We start from the raw sequence: 16277 nt of genomic DNA, 5'->3' as shown, positions 1-16277 counted from the left end.
TTGTTTGTGAACGGGGCATTAACGATCCCGGACCTGAGGCCAAACACATGAATTTTCCGGAGCGGTTTTCAAACCTGCCGCCATACGCGTTCCCGCGACTGCGGGCCCTGTTGGACCATCACACGCCGGGCGGCGATGTGGTGCATATGACCATTGGCGAACCCAAACATGATTTCCCGGCCTGGGTGACGGATGTGATCGTCGAAAACGCCGCCGGCTTTCAGAGCTACCCTCCCAACGAGGGTAGCACCGAGCTGCGCGGCGCCATCAGCGACTGGATCAAGCGCCGCTATGATGTCAGCGTCGACCCAATGACACAGGTCATGGCGCTGAACGGCACCCGAGAAGGGCTCTACAATGCAGCGATGGCGCTCTGCCCGGAACAGAAAAACGGCCAGAAACCAGTCGTGCTGATCCCGAACCCCTTCTATCAGGTCTATATGGTTGCCTCGATCTCGGTTGCAGCAGAGCCGGTTTTTGTACCCGCGACGGCTGCGACGGGTCATCTGCCCGATTATAGCAGCCTGCCGCCCGAGGTGCTGAACCGCACTGCTGTCGCCTATATCTGTTCGCCCGCCAATCCGCAGGGTGCCGTAGCCAGCCGGGACTACTGGACCCGGCTTATCCAACTGGCCGAGCAGTATGATTTCCGCATATTTGCCGATGAATGCTATTCTGAAATCTACCGGGATAGCGCACCGGTCGGTGCCCTGAGCGTCGCACAAGAAATGGGTGCGGACCCAGAACGGGTGGTGCTGTTCAATTCGCTCTCGAAGCGCTCCAATCTTGCTGGTCTCCGCTCGGGCCTCATCGCCGGCGGACCGGAAACGCTGAAGCGGGTGCATCAGCTGCGCGCCTATTCCGGCGCCCCGCTGCCCGCACCGCTACAGGCCGCTGCAGCCCGAGTTTGGGCGGATGAAGCGCATGTCGTGGAGAACCGCGCGCTTTATCAGGCAAAATACCGGATTGCGGATCAGGTTTTTGACGGGCTGGACGGTTACATGGCACCTGAGGCAGGTTTTTTCCTCTGGCTACCGGTCGAGGACGGAGAGGCGGCAGCACTGAAACTGTGGCTGGACACCGGCGTACGGGTGCTGCCCGGATCTTATCTGGCCCAGGGCAACGGCACCAAGAACCCGGGCGCCGGTTATATTCGGGTGGCACTGGTCGCCCCCGCAGATCAGACCGAGGTAGCCCTGCGCAAATTGCGCAACTGCCTCTACTGATGACCCATTCGATGCGCCCCTTTCAACGAGCGGCGCCAAAATAAAAAAGCCATGGGGCCCAAATCCGCGCATAAGAAGCGGGACGCCCCGACGGACAAGATGAAACGAGGTAGGCATGGCATTTCAGACGCGCAGCCGCGATCCATTGCTGGACAGCAACATGCAGGCGGCCATCGAGAAGCGTGGCAAGGAACTGATTGGCGCACTGCTGATTGGCCTCGGCCTGATGGTTGCCCTGATGATCGGCAGCTATTCGGCGGATGATCCGAACTGGATGGTGTCGACTGACGCACCGGTCCAGAATATGCTGGGTCGCACCGGTGCATCGCTGGCCTTCATTCTGATCACGCTCTTTGGCAAGGCCAGCTGGGCGATCGCGCTCTTCCTGACCGTCTGGGGTGGACGCTGCATCTTGCATCGCGGCGAAGACCGGTTCCTGTGGCCGCTGCTACTATCGTTGCCCTGGCTGCTGTTGGTCTCCTTGCATCTGGAAACGCTGGTCCCATCCGACGCCTGGAAATCGGCGCATACCTTCGGTCTCGGCGGTATGATCGGATATACCTTTCTGGGGATGCTCTTGGCCCTGCTGCCAGTTGGGCTGATCTTTCTGGTCAAATTCCTCTCACTCCTCACCGCGCTTGGAATGTTGGGCCTGGGCGCCACCGTTCTCGGCTTTACCCGCGCTGAAGTCACCCGTGGTCTGCGGTTCGTATTGGTCGGTCTCATTCTGATCTACGGTGCGATCGCCGGTGTCCTTGGCCGGGGTGCAGCAAGCGGCATGCAGGCAGCGCTCAACTATCGAAGCCGCCGCGCCGAACGTACAGCAGCAGCGGTCGCGATGGCAGATGTCGTCGACAGCACCGAAACCGACCCGCAGATGTTCGAGCCGTTGGAGTTCGACGACGGACCCACAGCAGCGCCGCCGCTTGGTGCTCCGGTGCTTGGGCCGGCAGCCGCCCCTTATGGCCGGGTAGAACCGGCATTTGACATGCGCCACGAAGATGAGCCCGAACCGGTCAAGGAAAAGACTGGCCTGTTTGCCCGTGTGCCGAACCTCATCCGCCGGGCCGAACCAGTGATGCCCGAACCGGAACTTGTTGAACCCGTCCTGAGTGAGGCGAGCAGGGCAGCGGATCTGGACACCCTTCCCGGCGATGAGCGGATCGCCGAAAAAATTGCCAGTGCCGTACGCGTGCGCCGCGCTGCTGATGTGGCACCCGAAGTGGATTTCCCGCTGACCAAGGGCCGTGGACGTCGACCGGAACCCCTGATTTTTAACCCTAATCACAACGTCGAAGGTCTGCCGCCCGAACCACCGCTGACCGGTGCGTCGATGGACGCTATTGAGGCGGCGATGAGAACGGTACCGCCTGTTCCACCCGCACCAGAGGCCGGATATTCCCCCGATGCTGAGCCGCACCAGGGGTACTATAGTGCTGCATATGAGCATCCGGCGTCCGCTGGGTTCGTCGACCATGTCGCCTCCGAAGGGCTGCCAAGCGCTCCGATTCCAGACGCCAGCGGTGCGCAGGTTCTGCGCCGTACCGCAGAAAGCGCCGCCGCATCTCATGCGGCAGCGGCGACGGTCGCCCCGCCCGTAACGCCCCCTGTGACACTTCCGGTGGCAGAGCCACGTCGGGCTGTCGTGGAGCAGCCAGTCCGCAAGCCGCCGCAGCCATCGGCCCGCGCAAAGGCCGAAGCACAGCCTCCCTTGGCCTTTGAAGATGCCAGCAGTGATTTCGAATTGCCGCCGCTCTCGCTGCTGACCAGCCCGGCACAGATCGAACGCCACCACCTGAGTGACGAGGCGCTGGAAGAAAACGCGCGAATGCTGGAATCGGTATTGGATGACTATGGCGTCAAGGGTGACATCGTCTCGGTGCGCCCCGGTCCTGTTGTCACCATGTATGAACTGGAGCCGGCACCGGGTCTCAAGGCCAGCCGCGTGATCGGTCTGGCCGATGACATCGCACGCTCCATGTCCGCACTATCCGCGCGGGTCTCTACCGTGCCGGGTCGCACCGTGATCGGTATCGAACTGCCCAACGACAAGCGTGAAAAAGTTGTCCTTCGCGAAATTCTTGCGTCACGCGATTTTGGCGATGGCACCCATGCGCTGCCACTGGCGCTTGGCAAGGATATTGGCGGTGACAGCATGGTCGCCAACCTTGCGAAAATGCCTCACCTACTGATCGCAGGGACCACCGGCTCGGGTAAATCGGTGGCGATCAACACCATGATCCTGTCGCTGCTGTACAAGCTGACGCCCGAAGAATGCCGTCTGATCATGATCGACCCTAAGATGCTGGAACTCTCCGTATATGATGGCATTCCGCATCTTCTCTCGCCTGTGGTGACGGATCCGAAAAAGGCCGTCGTCGCCCTGAAATGGGTAGTCGGCGAAATGGAAGATCGCTATCGCAAGATGTCGAAAATGGGCGTGCGGAATATTGCGGGCTACAATGGCCGGGTGAAAGAAGCGCTTAACAAAGGCGAGATGTTCAGCCGCACCGTTCAAACCGGATTTGACGACGACACGGGCGAACCGGTCTTTGAAACCGAAGAATTCGCGCCCGAGGCGTTGCCCTATATTGTGGTCATCGTCGATGAGATGGCCGACCTGATGATGGTTGCAGGCAAGGAGATCGAGGCCTGCATCCAGCGTCTGGCGCAGATGGCCCGGGCATCGGGCATTCACCTGATCATGGCCACGCAACGGCCCTCGGTTGACGTGATCACCGGTACGATCAAGGCGAATTTCCCGACGCGGATTTCGTTCCAGGTGACCTCCAAGGTCGACAGTCGGACCATTCTCGGCGAAATGGGCGCCGAGCAGCTGCTGGGTATGGGCGACATGCTCTATATGGCGGGCGGCGCGAAGATAACCCGCTGCCACGGCCCGTTTGTGTCAGATGAAGAAGTCGAAGAGGTGGTCAACCACCTCAAGCAATTCGGACCGCCCGAATATATCGGCAATGTGCTTGACGGCCCGGATGACGATAAGGCCGACAATATTGATGCGGTGCTGGGTCTCTCTACCGGTGGCAATACCGATACCGAGGACGCGCTATACGATACGGCGGTACAGATCGTCATCAAGGATCGCAAATGCTCGACTTCCTATATCCAGCGAAAACTGGCCATCGGCTACAACAAGGCAGCACGTCTTGTTGAGCAGATGGAGGAAGAAGGGCTCGTCTCTCCTGCAAACCACGTCGGAAAAAGGGAAATTCTGGTTCCCGAGCAGTAGTCGTTTCACGGCGGGGCCAATTGGTCCCGCCTCTTCACATTTGCCAATGTCTCCCTATTTAGAAACCATGAAACAACTTGCCTACGCCCTAGCGCTGACGCTCTGTGCCCCGGCTGCATGGGCAGCCGAGAAACTGAGCCTGAACGACGTTTCGCAATATCTGAACGGGATCTCTACTGCGACAGCCCCGTTCAGCCAGATTAATGACGATGGTAGCCTCTCTACCGGCAAGCTTTATTTGCACCGGCCCGGACGGATGCGGTTCGAATATGATCCACCCAACAAGGGGGTTGTGGTTGCAGGCGCGGGCGCTGTTCTGATTCAGGATCCGAAGTCAAACCAGCCGCCCGAGACCTATCCACTCAACCGGACGCCACTTTCGCTGATCCTGGCCCGCAATGTGAACCTGGGCCGCGCCAATATGGTGGTGGGTCACGGCTTCGATGGCACCTCCACGATTATCCGCGCGCAGGATCCTAAAAACCCGGAATATGGCAGTATCGAAATGATGTTCACCGACAACCCGGTTGAGCTGCGGAAATGGGTGATCCACGATGGTTCCGGCGGCAAGACCACGGTGATCCTTGGCGGGCTGCAAACCGGGGTCAAGCTGTCCTCCAAACTGTTCAACACCAGTTCAGCCCCGTCACGCTAAAGAGTGGCGACGTCAGACAAGAGCCCCCCCCGCCCGAACAATCGGACGGGGGGTCTCATGTCGTAATGATCGCAACAGTCAGCGTGCGCGGCGACAGGTGGCAAGCTGTGTCTGATACATCTCAGCCCGCGCCTGTACCTTGGCAGCAACCCGCAGCAGCCATGGTTTGGATCGGTAGGTTCCGCGGGCGAAACCGGTATGGCCATCATGGTAGGCTAGGTACTGGTTGCGCGCATCATAGAGCGAAACACCGTTGCGGTCCCGCGTCTGGTTCATATACCAGCCCATGAAATCGGTGGCGTCCTTGATCCGGTTGCGCTTGGCGCCGCGGCGGCCGGCAGATTTGCGATAATCGTCCCAGGTGCCATCGAGCGCCTGACTGTAGCCATAAGCGCTGGACTGCCGTCCCATCGGGATCACCCCTAGCGCAAAGCGGTGCGGTGTGCGCGCGTCGGACCGGAAACGGCTTTCCTGATGGATGATGGCCATCTGCACATGCATGGGAACTCCCCAGCGCTTCTCTGTGGCGCGGAACGCCTTCAGATACTCGGGCCGTTGCTTGATGATGCTGCACGCATTGTCGAGATTGCGCGGCGGTGAGCCACCGCCACCTCCGCAGGATGCCACGATCAGCAATAGGATCATGGCGCCTATGATTCTGCTCATTGCCTCTGCCTCTTGTAAATCACTGGGCGTATTTTGGCGGCAGTGTAGCTAATCGCGAGCGGCGTGAAAATCACTATTCCGTGGCGCCGACAACCTGTCCCGGACCAGCGCCACCGATCATCGGCGGTCAGAGGTCAAATGTCGCGAAGACAGGCGCATGGTCACTTGGTTTCTCCCATCCACGCGCATCCCGCATTACCCGACTGGAATGGGAGGAGTTTTTGATGTCGGAGCTGGCCCAGACATGGTCCAGTCGGCGCCCCTTGTCCGCTGCATCCCAATCCTTGGCACGGTAGCTCCACCAGCTGTAGAGCCGCCCATCCGGGATATCATTGCGGGTGACATCCGACCAGCCACCCGCCTCCATGACATCGGCGAAATGTTCGACCTCAATCGGAGTGTGGCTCACCACTTTCAGCAGCTTCTTGTGATCCCAGACGTCATCTTCGCGTGGCGCGATATTGAGGTCTCCGACAAGGATGGATTTCTCCGGCCGCTCAGAGTGAAACCAATCCCGCATATCAGTAAGATAGTCGAGCTTCTGGCCGAATTTCTCATTGACCTCGCGGTCAGGCACATCGCCGCCAGCGGGGACATAAAAGTTATGGATGGTAACGCCGTTTTCGAGACGGCCCGCGACGTGGCGGGCATGGCCAAGACCGGCAAAATCCTTGTCACCGACATCCTCGATCGGCAGCCGGGAGAGAATTGCGACGCCGTTGTAACCCTTCTGGCCGCGGGCGATCATATGGCCGTAGCCCAGCTCGGCAAATTGCTCCAAGGGAATCTTGTCGACCGGGCTCTTACACTCCTGCAGGCAGAGTACATCCGGCCCCTCCTCTGCCAACAGCTTGCAGACAATCGGCTCTCGCAGGCGAACCGAATTGATATTCCAGGTGGCTAGGGTAAACGACATCGCGCGCCTCTTTCTCAAATGTCTGTGCTGTTGGCCGGATACTGCCCGCTCTGGCGCGGTGATACCAGAGCACAAATGGCATCGAGAGAACGGCGAAATCATCGCCGTGTCTTCATCATTCGCGCTGCTATGAACGAAAAAAAGCCGGGCACTAGGCCCGGCAGTCCAACAGGGAGGAACATGTCATAACCCGGACATGCACGGGATCTCTCGTCAGTGCCGTCGCACTTGTCTCAATCACCACCATCCCTCCCAGTCCGGGCGATTCTGTGGCGCTGAGGTGTCAGATGGCCAGTTTGTAGCCACCCGACTCTGTGACTAGTATACGTGCATTTGACGGATCTGGTTCAATTTTTTGGCGAAGTCGGTAGATATGGGTTTCCAGCGTATGGGTTGTAACCCCGGCATTGTAGCCCCAGACCTCGTGCAGCAGCACATCGCGTTGCACAACCCCCTCGTTAGAGCGGTACAGGAATTTCAGGATATTGGTTTCCTTCTCGGTGAGGCGGATCTTGCGATCGTCCTCGGTCAGAAGCAGTTTCATCGCCGGTTTGAACGTATAAGGACCAAGTGCAAATACGGCATCTTCGGATTGTTCATGCTGGCGCAGCTGCGCGCGGATCCGGGCCAGCAGGACCGGGAACTTGAACGGTTTGGTAACATAGTCATTCGCCCCGGCATCCAGCCCGAGGATCGTATCCGCATCGCTGTCATGCCCGGTCAGCATCAGAATCGGTGCTTTCACACCTTGTTTGCGCATCAGGCGGCAGAGTTCGCGGCCATCGGTATCGGGGAGGCCAACATCCAGGATGATCAGGTCATAAAGCGCCTCTTTTGCGCGCTCCATAGCTGTCTGACCGTTCTCGGCTTCGAACACGTCGAAGTCTTCGGTCATAACCAGCTGCTCGCTCAGGGCTTCGCGCAGATCTTCATCATCGTCTACAAGCAGAATTTTCTTCAGTTGGGCCATAACCTTGTCCTCCTGTGCCGTGCACAACAGATGCGCAGTCCGCCGCCCGATCACAAGTTATGCTGCAAGAGTTTCACGCCGACGTGTCCATGGGGCGGGAATTGTTTCACTTTCCCACAGTTTATGACTACTTAAATACTGTTCACCGCAGCGGTGCCGCGCCCCAAGACGTCAATGACCCACAGGATTTCCGCATGAGTCTGATGCCCACGATGATCGACCTACTGGCCCGCGCGCGGGTGGACCTGCGTATGGGCTTGCCGGTCGTCCTGACCACGCCCGATCAGGCGGTATTGGCCGTCGCGGTCGAACCATTGGACAGCACCCGACTGGCGAGCCTGCGCACGCTTGGCCCACTGACATTGGCCGTGACAGCCCGGCGAGCGAGTACTCTGAAGGCCCGTGCCTATGATGGCGATGTTGCCCGCATCAGCGTTCCAAATTCAGCGGATCTGTCTTGGCTTCAGGCCGTTGCCGACCCCGCTGACGATCTGAGCACACCGATGAAGGGCCCGCTGCAAAGCGGTCGCGAAGGCAATGCAGAGCTGCACCGGTTGGCCATTGCCTTGGCCAAATCGGCCCGCCTGTTGCCTGCCGCGGTGGTTTGCCCCCTGCAACATCCCGCACAATTCGCCCAGAGCCATGGGCTGACAACCCTGCCGCTCGCCGCAGTTGCACCGCTGATGGTCGAAAGTTCGCCGCTTCATCCCGTCGCCGCGGCTCGTCTTCCAATCGCTGCAGCCGAAGCCGGGCGGCTGCACATCTTTCGCCCGGAAGATGGCGCGGAAGAACATTATGCCATCGAAATCGGCAAACCTGACCGTAGCCTTCCAGTCCTTGCCCGACTGCATTCCGCGTGTTTCACAGGCGATGTTCTTGGCTCGCTCAAATGCGATTGCGGCCCCCAGCTGCATGGAGCGCTGAACCAGATGGGCGCCGAAGGACAGGGCGTACTGCTCTACCTCAACCAGGAGGGGCGCGGCATTGGCCTTGCTAATAAAATGCGCGCATATTCCCTGCAAGATCAGGGGTTTGACACGGTTGAGGCCAATCATCGCCTTGGGTTCGAAGATGATGAGAGAGATTTTCGCCTAGGCTCCGCAATCCTGAAGGAGCTGGGCTTTTCTTCGGTGAGACTGCTGACCAACAACCCCAACAAGATTTCCATGATGGAAAAAACCGGCATCACAGTCACCGAACGGGTACCGCTGAAGGTCGGGGAGACCGCGTTCAACCGCGAATATCTCGCAACAAAAGCCGCCAAATCCGGCCACATGCTATGAGATCGGGCATCCCGCGTGACCTGCGGTCAACCGATATGCTGCTCACCCCAAGGGGTCTGCGCTTTGCTGGACGCACCCTGCCCTGTTCAATCGGGCGCGGTGGGCTGAGTCCGAACAAGGTCGAGGGCGATGGTGCAACGCCAATCGGCTGCCATCTTGTCGTCGGTATGCTCTATCGACCGGACCGAATGGCACCACCAACCGATTGGGCTGAGCCGATCGGGCCCGGCGACCTGTGGTCCGACGCTTCCGACGCCGAGGATTACAACCAACACGTCCGCGCGCCATACTCCGACAGCCATGAAGCCCTCAGACGTGCTGACCCGTTGTATGATCTGGTCCTGGTCACGGATTGGAACTGGCCGGTTGCCGAGCCCGGCCGTGGGTCGGCAATCTTCCTGCATCAGTGGCGGCGCCCCGGCTACCCGACCGAGGGCTGCATCGCTTTTTCGCGTCAGGATTTACACTGGCTGGCCAAACTGGTTCTGCCCGGTACACGCCTTGTGGTGCCACCGCTGGCGCGCTGAGAAGTTGCCGCGCAGGCTATCAGAGCTCGTAAGCGCGCGCACCGAAGATGGCCGATCCAACACGCACATGGGTCGCGCCTAACGCAACAGCAGTTTCAAAATCACCACTCATGCCCATCGACAGGCCCGTTAGGCCATTTCTCTCTGCGATCTTGCGGAGAAGAGCAAAATGCAGGCTCGGTTCCTCAGCTGCGGGCGGAATACACATCAGACCTTCGAGGGGCAGATCCATATCCTGACATTCGCGGATGAAGGCATCTGCCTCACCCGGAGGGATCCCGGCTTTCTGCGGCTCCTCGCCGGTGTTGACCTGTACGAACAGCTTTGGACAATGGCCCAGTTCCTGCGCCAGCCGCGCGATGGTCTTGGCCAGTTTCGCGCGGTCAACAGTATGAATGTTCTGAAACAGATCCATCGCCTGCCGCGCCTTGTTGGTCTGCAGCGGGCCAATCAGGTGCAGATCCAGTTCCGAGTAGCGCGTCGAGAAGTCCGGCCATTTTCCGGCGGCTTCCTGCACACGATTCTCGCCAAAACAGCGATGCCCCTCTTCCAGAACCGCCGCGACCCTGTCGTTGGGTTGAACCTTGGATACCGCGATCAGCTGCACCGACCCTCGAGGGCGGCCAGCTTTTTCTTCGGCGGTATGAATGCGGGATTGGATCTCCTGAAGCGACATGGGGCAGTCTCACTATGGTCAGATGTTGCCGCAGACAAACACGGTTTCTGCACAAAAGAAAAGGGCGAGCTCGTAAGAGCCCGCCCCAAGAACCGTAGTGGTTCAGGTCAGCTTAGAAGCTGAACTGAGCACCGAAGTCGGCACGCATCTGGCCGTCGGCGCTGCCCACTTTGCTCTCGCCGATACCACCGCGCAGGGAGACACCGCCGCCCAGGTCGTGGATCACGCCCAGACCAACGTTGCGGGTGTCGCCGTCGCCGGAACCGTCGCCGTAAGCGAAGGTCAGGGTAGTTGCGGAGCTTACGTCGTAAGCAGCAGAGATACCGTAGAAGGTGTCGGACTGAGCAACGTTGCCCGCGATGGATTCATCACCAACCAGCAGGGTGCCGGAGAATGCGCCCCAGGTGCCGCCCAGCGACAGAACAACGATGTCGTCGTCGTCTGCTGCGCCGTTGTCGGTTTCACCGTATGCCAGAGCGGCAGTGATGTTGCCGAAGGTGTAAGCAGCGTGGATGTCGAAACGGTCGCCGTCGCCACCGTTTGCCGCCTGGTCGTAGGACGCAGCAACAGCGAAGTCACCAACTGCGTAACGAGCGTAAACGCCGTTCACGCCTGCGCCACCGGAGGAGTAACCAACGAAGTCGTAGTTAACGCCGGAGTACTGACCAACGAAGTTTTCCAGGCCCGGCTCGTTGCCGTAGTAGTTGGGCAGGTTGTCGATTGCGCCAGCAACGTTACCTACGTCAACACGCAGACCGCCGTACTCAACCGAGAAACGCGCGCCGTTCAGGCCAGCTGCGTTTGCTTCGCCGGAAGCTGCATCTTCGTCAGCCTGCATACGAACGCGAGCGGAGAACTTCACGCCTGCGTCGGTTTCAGCGGAGCCATCGATGTTCATGCGGAAACGGCTGACGATCACGGTGTCGGAAGTGCCACCAACGGTACGATCTTCAACGTAGCCGATACCAAAGCGGCCGTAGCCACCGAACGAAACGTCTGCTGCTGCAACACCAGCGGTGGCGACCAGCGCAGTCGAAGCGAAGAGAATCTTTTTCATGTTTTTCCCTCGGGTTTAAATGTCCAAGCTCAAACAGGCGCTGAGTGGCACAAGTCTGAGTACGCCCTCCGTTTCGCTCTTTTTGGGGTCGTTACGCAAGCTTGGGCGCAGGCGGCAAATCCTTTCGGCCCGAAGTTGATGCAACCATGTCACAGTATCTTAACCCGAGCGGCATCAACGGCTTCGCACAGAGAGAGTCTATTAAAGAATAGGCTTGTTGCCGCCCTATCGCTTGGCTAGGACTAGTCCGCAACCGGAATAGCAACGGATCTTGCCCATCATGCGCTGGCTCACGAAACTTGGACTCATCTCGCTTCTGGCTGTCACCGCCAGCTGTGGCGCATTCGGCGGCAAGAACCGCGGCGGCCCGTCGGCCTATAATGAAAACGTCATTGGCGGCAACCCGCGGAACCCGGAGAACATAGAAGGCACGACAATCTGGGATGCCTTCAAACCCACGAAGGCCGAACAGATTGTTCAGGTGAACCGTTACCTCTGGACCGCAACGCTGGATGTGCTGGACTTCCTGCCGCTGCAAACCGTCGAACCCTACACCGGTGTGATCGTCACAGGTTACGGTACTCCCCCGGGTGGCGGGCGCGCCTATCGCGCAACGGTTCATATCAAGGATCCCGCACTGGATGCCCGCTCGCTAAACGTGTCGCTTCAGACCCGCAACGGCCCGGTCAGCGCCAGTACAGCACGCGCGATCGAGGATGCGATTCTCTCTCGGGCCCGCCAGCTGCGCATCGCCGACCGCAAGCTTTAACCCGGCGCATCCCCCTCTTCTGCCCTCTGGAACAGGCGGGCAAACATCACTATCACAAGCGCCAGGCCCCAAACCTGGCGTTTTTATCTACGAAGGACAGCTCTGATGCCCCGTTATGTTGCCCCGGAAATCGAAGCGCGTTGGCAGGACGCATGGGAAAAAGCCGGGATCTTTCAGGCGAAACGCTCCGCTGACAAACCGAAGTATTACGTCTTGGAGATGTTCCCCTATCCATCGGGCAAACTGCACATGGGGCACGTGCGCAATTACACCATGGGCGATGTGATCGCGCGCTACAAACTGTCGACCGGCCATAACGTACTGCACCCGATGGGGTTTGATGCCTTTGGTATGCCCGCTGAAAACGCCGCGATGGCCAGCGGCGGTCACCCCAAGGACTGGACCTACGCGAATATCGACACGATGGTCGAACAGATGAAACCGCTGGGCCTGTCGCTGGATTGGTCGCGGATGTTCGCCACTTGCGACGAATCCTACTATGGCCAGCAGCAGGCTCTGTTCCTCGATTTCCTCGAAAAAGGTTTGGTCTACCGCAAAAATGCCGTGGTGAACTGGGATCCGGTCGACATGACCGTATTGGCGAACGAGCAGGTCGAAGGCGGCCGAGGCTGGCGCTCCGGCGCCTTGGTCGAGCGCCGCGAGCTGACGCAGTGGTTCTTCAAGATCTCCGATTATTCGGATGAGCTGCTGACCGCGCTGGACACTTTGGAAAATTGGCCCGCCAAGGTGCGTCTGATGCAGGAGAACTGGATCGGAAAATCCCGCGGCCTTCAGTTCAGCTTTACCCGCAGCGATGGCGGCGATCCGATCGAGGTTTACACAACCCGCCCCGATACGCTGAACGGCGCATCCTTCGTGGGCATCTCTCCCGATCACCCGATTGCCAAGGCCCTGGAAGCCGACTCGGAAGAAGTCGCCGCCTTTGTCGCCGAATGCCGCAAGGGGGGCACGACCGAAGAGGCCATCGAGACCGCCGAGAAGCTGGGCTATGACACCGGTATCCGCGTGAAGCATCCGCTGGATCCGAACTGGGAGCTGCCGGTCTGGATCGCGAACTTCATTCTGATGGACTACGGCACCGGCGCGATCTTTGCCTGCCCTGCACATGACCAGCGCGACTTCGAATTCGCGACCAAATACAGCCTGCCCATCATTCCGGTGTTCCAGAACCCTGAAGATGACAGCCCCTTGACCGAGGCCTATGTCCCGACCAAGGCCGAGAAGGTTCGCTATGTCAAAGGCTTCGCCGGTGCGGATGAGCAAACTGGTGAAGAGGCCGTAAATGCCGCCGTCGACAAAGCCGAACGCGAAGGCTGGGGTGCAGGTGTCACCAAATTCCGCCTGCGCGACTGGGGTCTGTCGCGCCAGCGCTACTGGGGTTGCCCGATTCCCGTGGTGCATTGCCCGGACTGCGGCGTGGTACCGGAGAAGAAGGAAAACCTGCCCATCGCGCTGCCCTATGACGAAGACGGCAAGGCGATTGACTTCTCGATCCCCGGCAACCCGCTGGATCGTCATCCCAGCTGGCGCAACTGTGCCTGCCCTGCCTGTGGCAAGCCTGCGCAGCGCGAAACCGACACAATGGATACCTTCGTTGATTCGTCGTGGTATTTCGCCCGTTTCACCGCGCCCGACGCCGAAACACCGACTCGGATGGAGGATGCCAACTACTGGATGAACGTCGATCAGTATATCGGCGGCGTCGAGCACGCGATTCTGCATCTGCTTTATTCGCGCTTCTTTGCCCGTGCCATGCAGATCTGCGGTCACCTGCCCGAGAAGGCCAAGGAACCCTTTGACGCGCTGTTCACCCAAGGCATGGTGACACATGCAATCTATGAAAACGCGGAACGCCGCACTGAGAATGACCGCCCGATCTACCACTACCCGGAAGAGGTCGAGGAGCGCGACGGTGCGGTTGTGGTCAAGGAAACCGGCGAAACGGTCAAGGTCATCCCCTCGGCCAAGATGTCGAAATCCAAAAACAACGTCGTCGATCCGCTGCACATCATCTCGTCTTATGGGGCGGATACGGCACGCTGGTTTGTGCTCTCCGACTCACCGCCTGAACGAGATGTGGAATGGACGGCCTCTGGCGCAGAAGCCGCGCATAAGCACCTGAACCGCGTCTGGAATCTCTGCGATCGCATCGGCGAGATGGACCCGAGCGCTGGCGGTGAGGGCGACGATGAGCTGCTGCGCGATATGCATAAGGCAATCCGCGATGTTACCCTCAGCATTGAAACCTTTGGTTTCAATGCGGCGATTGCGAAGCTCTACAGCTTCACCAACACCCTTGCCAAATCCAAGGCCGGGGCTGCCGCGCAGAAACAGGCGATCATGACACTGGCCCAGCTGATGTCTCCGATGACGCCGCATCTGGCTGAGGACATCTGGAACCATCAGGGGGGCGAAGGCCTGTGCGCAACTGCCCCTTGGCCAGTTGCGGATGAATCGATGCTGGTGGAAGACAGCGTCACCCTGCCGATTCAGGTCAACGGCAAACGCCGCGGTGAAATCACCGTTGCCAAGGACCTCGGCAAGGATGAGGTTGAAAAAATCGCCCTCGCGCATGAAGCTGTGCAAAAGGCGCTGAATGGCGCCGCTCCAAAGAAGGTGATTGTCGTGCCGGGTCGGATTGTGAATGTCGTGGCGTAGGCCAAAATACCTCATCGCATTGGCCGCTTCTTTGTTGGTGGCGGCCTGCGGTTTCACTCCGGTTTACGCGCCCGGTGGCAGCGGATCCGTGCTTTATGGCGCGGTAAGGGTGCAAGCCCCGGAAACGCTGGGCGCTACGGATGATACCGACGCCTATTTCCTGGTCCAGAATCTCGAAAGCCGGTTGGGACGCGGGTCTGGTGCAGATTATGCGCTGGACCTGAAACTGCGCACCCGAAGCGAAGGTCAGGCGATCACCGCCGACAATGAAATCACCCGCTATTCCATCGTCGGGCAGGCAGCCTATGTGCTGACCCGGCAGTCCGATGGCACCATCGTCGCCAGTGGTGACGTGGAGAATTTCACCGGCTATTCCGCAACCGGAACCACTGTTGAAACTCTTGCCGGTGAACGTGATGCTCACCGGCGGCTCATGATGATCCTCGCGGATCAGATCACGACTGATCTACTGAGCACGGCTGATCTCGGCCAGACCGGCGGGAGCCAGACCCCGGCTGCTTCCAAATGAAACTGAGCCCGCGCGAGGCGGACGGATATTTCGCCAAACCGGATCCGGCGAAGACAGGCCTGTTGATCTACGGCCCCGACGCCATGCGGGTGTCATTGAAGCGACAGCAGATGCTGGCGGCACTCCTGGGACCAACCGCAGAAGAAGAGATGCGTCTGACGCGGATGTCCGCTGCGGATCTGCGCAAGGACGCAGCCCTGTTGATGGATGCGGTCAAGGCAGTAGGGTTCTTTCCCGGCATCCGCGCGGTATTTGTCGAAGAAGCCAATGACACCGCAGCACCAGCTATTATCGCAGCGCTTGAGGCCTGGCAGCCGGGCGACGCGCAGATTGTGGTGACGGCCGGACAATTGAAGGCAACGTCCAAGCTGCGCAAGGCTTTTGAAAGTCACCGGAACGCCTATGCCACGGGGATCTATGATGATCCGCCATCACGCAGCGAAATCGAACGTATCCTGACCGAAGCCCGGATCCGTGACGTCCCTGTGGACAGTATGTCTGCGCTGGTCGATATCGCGAATGATATTGGACCCGGTGATTTCTCCCGCATGGTTGAGAAACTTGCACTCTACAAATACGAGGACAGCACGCAGCTGACGCTCGAAGACATTCAGGCGATCGCGCCGCAATCCACCGAAGCTGCAGTCGATGACATGCTCAATATCGTGGCAGAGGGGCGCGGTGCCGAAATTGGCCCGCTCATGGGTCGCCTGCAGGCACAGGGCACCAACGCCGTAACGCTTTGCATTGGCGCGACCCGGCATTTTCGGACCCTCTACACAATTGCCTCCGATCCCGGAGGTCCAGCACAGGGCATCGGGCGCTTGCGGCCGCCGGCCTACGGAAAACGTCGCGACCGGCTTCTGCGACAGGCCCAGAGCTGGGGCGCTTTCAAACTTGAAACTGCGCTGACCCTTCTGACCGATACCGATCTACAGCTGCGCTCAGCCGGACAGACCGCACCGGCTCTTGCGTTGATGGAACGCGCCTTGATCCAACTGGCGCGTCTCAGCCGCGTCGGATGAGCCCTTGGCTGTCGGGCGGGTCCAGACGCTGCGTCCAGATCACGGCTGC

14 protein-coding genes are annotated in these 16277 nt (G+C 59.5%); 9 read left to right on the top strand and 5 right to left on the bottom strand.

Annotation, left to right across the window (positions count from 1 at the left end; genetic code table 11):
- Positions 1 to 47: 47 nt before the first annotated feature.
- The 3 genes from VXL81_RS06005 to VXL81_RS05995 all read left to right on the top strand — a co-directional run bounded on the left by VXL81_RS06005 (position 48) and on the right by VXL81_RS05995 (position 5131).
- Positions 48 to 1226: an aminotransferase class I/II-fold pyridoxal phosphate-dependent enzyme gene (locus VXL81_RS06005; RefSeq protein ID WP_416553323.1), complete on the top strand. Its 1179-nt coding sequence runs from the start codon at positions 48 to 50 to the stop codon at positions 1224 to 1226.
- Between the two features lie 115 nt (positions 1227 to 1341).
- Positions 1342 to 4476, top strand: a complete 3135-nt coding sequence (locus VXL81_RS06000) for a DNA translocase FtsK (protein ID WP_416553321.1) — start codon at positions 1342 to 1344, stop codon at positions 4474 to 4476.
- A 67-nt stretch (positions 4477 to 4543) separates the two neighbouring features.
- Complete coding sequence (locus VXL81_RS05995; RefSeq protein ID WP_416553319.1) at positions 4544 to 5131, top strand: LolA family protein; 588 nt, start codon at positions 4544 to 4546, stop codon at positions 5129 to 5131.
- Positions 5132 to 5209: 78 nt separating this feature from the next.
- Here VXL81_RS05995 and VXL81_RS05990 read toward each other — a convergent pair whose 3' ends face one another.
- The 3 genes from VXL81_RS05990 to VXL81_RS05980 form a co-directional block, all read right to left on the bottom strand.
- Positions 5210 to 5797: a transglycosylase SLT domain-containing protein gene (locus VXL81_RS05990; RefSeq protein ID WP_340546932.1), complete on the bottom strand. Its 588-nt coding sequence runs from the start codon at positions 5795 to 5797 to the stop codon at positions 5210 to 5212.
- A gap of 127 nt (positions 5798 to 5924) precedes the next feature.
- Positions 5925 to 6713, bottom strand: coding sequence for an exodeoxyribonuclease III (locus tag VXL81_RS05985; RefSeq protein ID WP_416553317.1), 789 nt, complete (start codon positions 6711 to 6713; stop codon positions 5925 to 5927).
- Between the two features lie 283 nt (positions 6714 to 6996).
- Positions 6997 to 7683 carry a response regulator transcription factor gene (locus VXL81_RS05980; RefSeq protein ID WP_340546934.1) on the bottom strand — a complete coding sequence of 229 codons (687 nt, stop codon included), beginning with the start codon at positions 7681 to 7683 and terminating at the stop codon, positions 6997 to 6999.
- A 194-nt stretch (positions 7684 to 7877) separates the two neighbouring features.
- On the opposite strand from VXL81_RS05980, the gene ribA reads away from it, so the two are divergent.
- Both ribA and VXL81_RS05970 read left to right on the top strand, forming a co-directional pair.
- A complete protein-coding gene (gene ribA / locus VXL81_RS05975; RefSeq protein WP_416542619.1) occupies positions 7878 to 8966 on the top strand; it encodes a GTP cyclohydrolase II in 1089 nt (362 codons plus the stop codon).
- A 35-nt stretch (positions 8967 to 9001) separates the two neighbouring features.
- Positions 9002 to 9493: a L,D-transpeptidase family protein gene (locus tag VXL81_RS05970; RefSeq protein ID WP_416553392.1), complete on the top strand. Its 492-nt coding sequence runs from the start codon at positions 9002 to 9004 to the stop codon at positions 9491 to 9493.
- 19 nt (positions 9494 to 9512) lie between these two features.
- On the opposite strand, the gene VXL81_RS05965 is transcribed toward VXL81_RS05970, so the two are convergent.
- On the bottom strand, positions 9513 to 10169 hold the full coding sequence (locus VXL81_RS05965; RefSeq protein WP_416542620.1) for a YggS family pyridoxal phosphate-dependent enzyme: 657 nt from the start codon (positions 10167 to 10169) through the stop codon (positions 9513 to 9515).
- A gap of 112 nt (positions 10170 to 10281) precedes the next feature.
- Positions 10282 to 11226 carry a porin gene (locus VXL81_RS05960; RefSeq protein WP_340546937.1) on the bottom strand — a complete coding sequence of 315 codons (945 nt, stop codon included), beginning with the start codon at positions 11224 to 11226 and terminating at the stop codon, positions 10282 to 10284.
- Between the two features lie 280 nt (positions 11227 to 11506).
- Between VXL81_RS05960 and VXL81_RS05955 the strand changes: the two genes are divergently transcribed.
- The 4 genes from VXL81_RS05955 (at position 11507) to holA (ending at position 16228) form a co-directional block, all read left to right on the top strand.
- Complete coding sequence (locus VXL81_RS05955) at positions 11507 to 11995, top strand: DUF3576 domain-containing protein (protein WP_340546938.1); 489 nt, start codon at positions 11507 to 11509, stop codon at positions 11993 to 11995.
- Positions 11996 to 12100: 105 nt separating this feature from the next.
- Complete coding sequence (gene leuS / locus VXL81_RS05950; RefSeq protein WP_340546939.1) at positions 12101 to 14674, top strand: leucine--tRNA ligase; 2574 nt, start codon at positions 12101 to 12103, stop codon at positions 14672 to 14674.
- Positions 14661 to 15203, top strand: a complete 543-nt coding sequence (gene lptE, locus VXL81_RS05945; protein ID WP_340546940.1) for an LPS assembly lipoprotein LptE — start codon at positions 14661 to 14663, stop codon at positions 15201 to 15203. The genes leuS and lptE overlap by 14 nt, the downstream gene beginning before the upstream one ends.
- Positions 15200 to 16228 carry a DNA polymerase III subunit delta gene (gene holA, locus VXL81_RS05940; protein ID WP_416542622.1) on the top strand — a complete coding sequence of 343 codons (1029 nt, stop codon included), beginning with the start codon at positions 15200 to 15202 and terminating at the stop codon, positions 16226 to 16228. The genes lptE and holA overlap by 4 nt, the downstream gene beginning before the upstream one ends.
- The last annotated feature ends 49 nt before the right edge of the window (positions 16229 to 16277 follow it).

The organism is Phaeobacter sp. JH204B (assembly GCF_048055755.1).
Lineage (GTDB): Bacteria > Pseudomonadota > Alphaproteobacteria > Rhodobacterales > Rhodobacteraceae > Phaeobacter > Phaeobacter bryozoorum.
Note: the sequence above shows the minus strand (reverse complement) of the source record. Positions and strands in the feature narration are given on the sequence as shown.

Bases quoted from the DNA above. Each gene is read 5' to 3' on its own strand.
- holA (WP_416542622.1), top strand. From the start codon at position 15,200: ATGAAACTGAGCCCGCGCGAGGCGGACGGATATTTCGCCAAACCGGAT.
- VXL81_RS05995 (WP_416553319.1), top strand. From the start codon at position 4,544: ATGAAACAACTTGCCTACGCCCTAGCGCTGACGCTCTGTGCCCCGGCT.
- VXL81_RS05965 (WP_416542620.1), bottom strand. From the start codon at position 10,169: ATGTCGCTTCAGGAGATCCAATCCCGCATTCATACCGCCGAAGAAAAA.
- VXL81_RS05980 (WP_340546934.1), bottom strand. From the start codon at position 7,683: ATGGCCCAACTGAAGAAAATTCTGCTTGTAGACGATGATGAAGATCTG.
- VXL81_RS05990 (WP_340546932.1), bottom strand. From the start codon at position 5,797: ATGAGCAGAATCATAGGCGCCATGATCCTATTGCTGATCGTGGCATCC.
- lptE (WP_340546940.1), top strand. From the start codon at position 14,661: ATGTCGTGGCGTAGGCCAAAATACCTCATCGCATTGGCCGCTTCTTTG.
- VXL81_RS05960 (WP_340546937.1), bottom strand. From the start codon at position 11,226: ATGAAAAAGATTCTCTTCGCTTCGACTGCGCTGGTCGCCACCGCTGGT.
- VXL81_RS06005 (WP_416553323.1), top strand. From the start codon at position 48: ATGAATTTTCCGGAGCGGTTTTCAAACCTGCCGCCATACGCGTTCCCG.
- ribA (WP_416542619.1), top strand. From the start codon at position 7,878: ATGAGTCTGATGCCCACGATGATCGACCTACTGGCCCGCGCGCGGGTG.
- VXL81_RS06000 (WP_416553321.1), top strand. From the start codon at position 1,342: ATGGCATTTCAGACGCGCAGCCGCGATCCATTGCTGGACAGCAACATG.
- VXL81_RS05970 (WP_416553392.1), top strand. From the start codon at position 9,002: ATGCTGCTCACCCCAAGGGGTCTGCGCTTTGCTGGACGCACCCTGCCC.
- VXL81_RS05955 (WP_340546938.1), top strand. From the start codon at position 11,507: ATGCGCTGGCTCACGAAACTTGGACTCATCTCGCTTCTGGCTGTCACC.
- VXL81_RS05985 (WP_416553317.1), bottom strand. From the start codon at position 6,713: ATGTCGTTTACCCTAGCCACCTGGAATATCAATTCGGTTCGCCTGCGA.
- leuS (WP_340546939.1), top strand. From the start codon at position 12,101: ATGCCCCGTTATGTTGCCCCGGAAATCGAAGCGCGTTGGCAGGACGCA.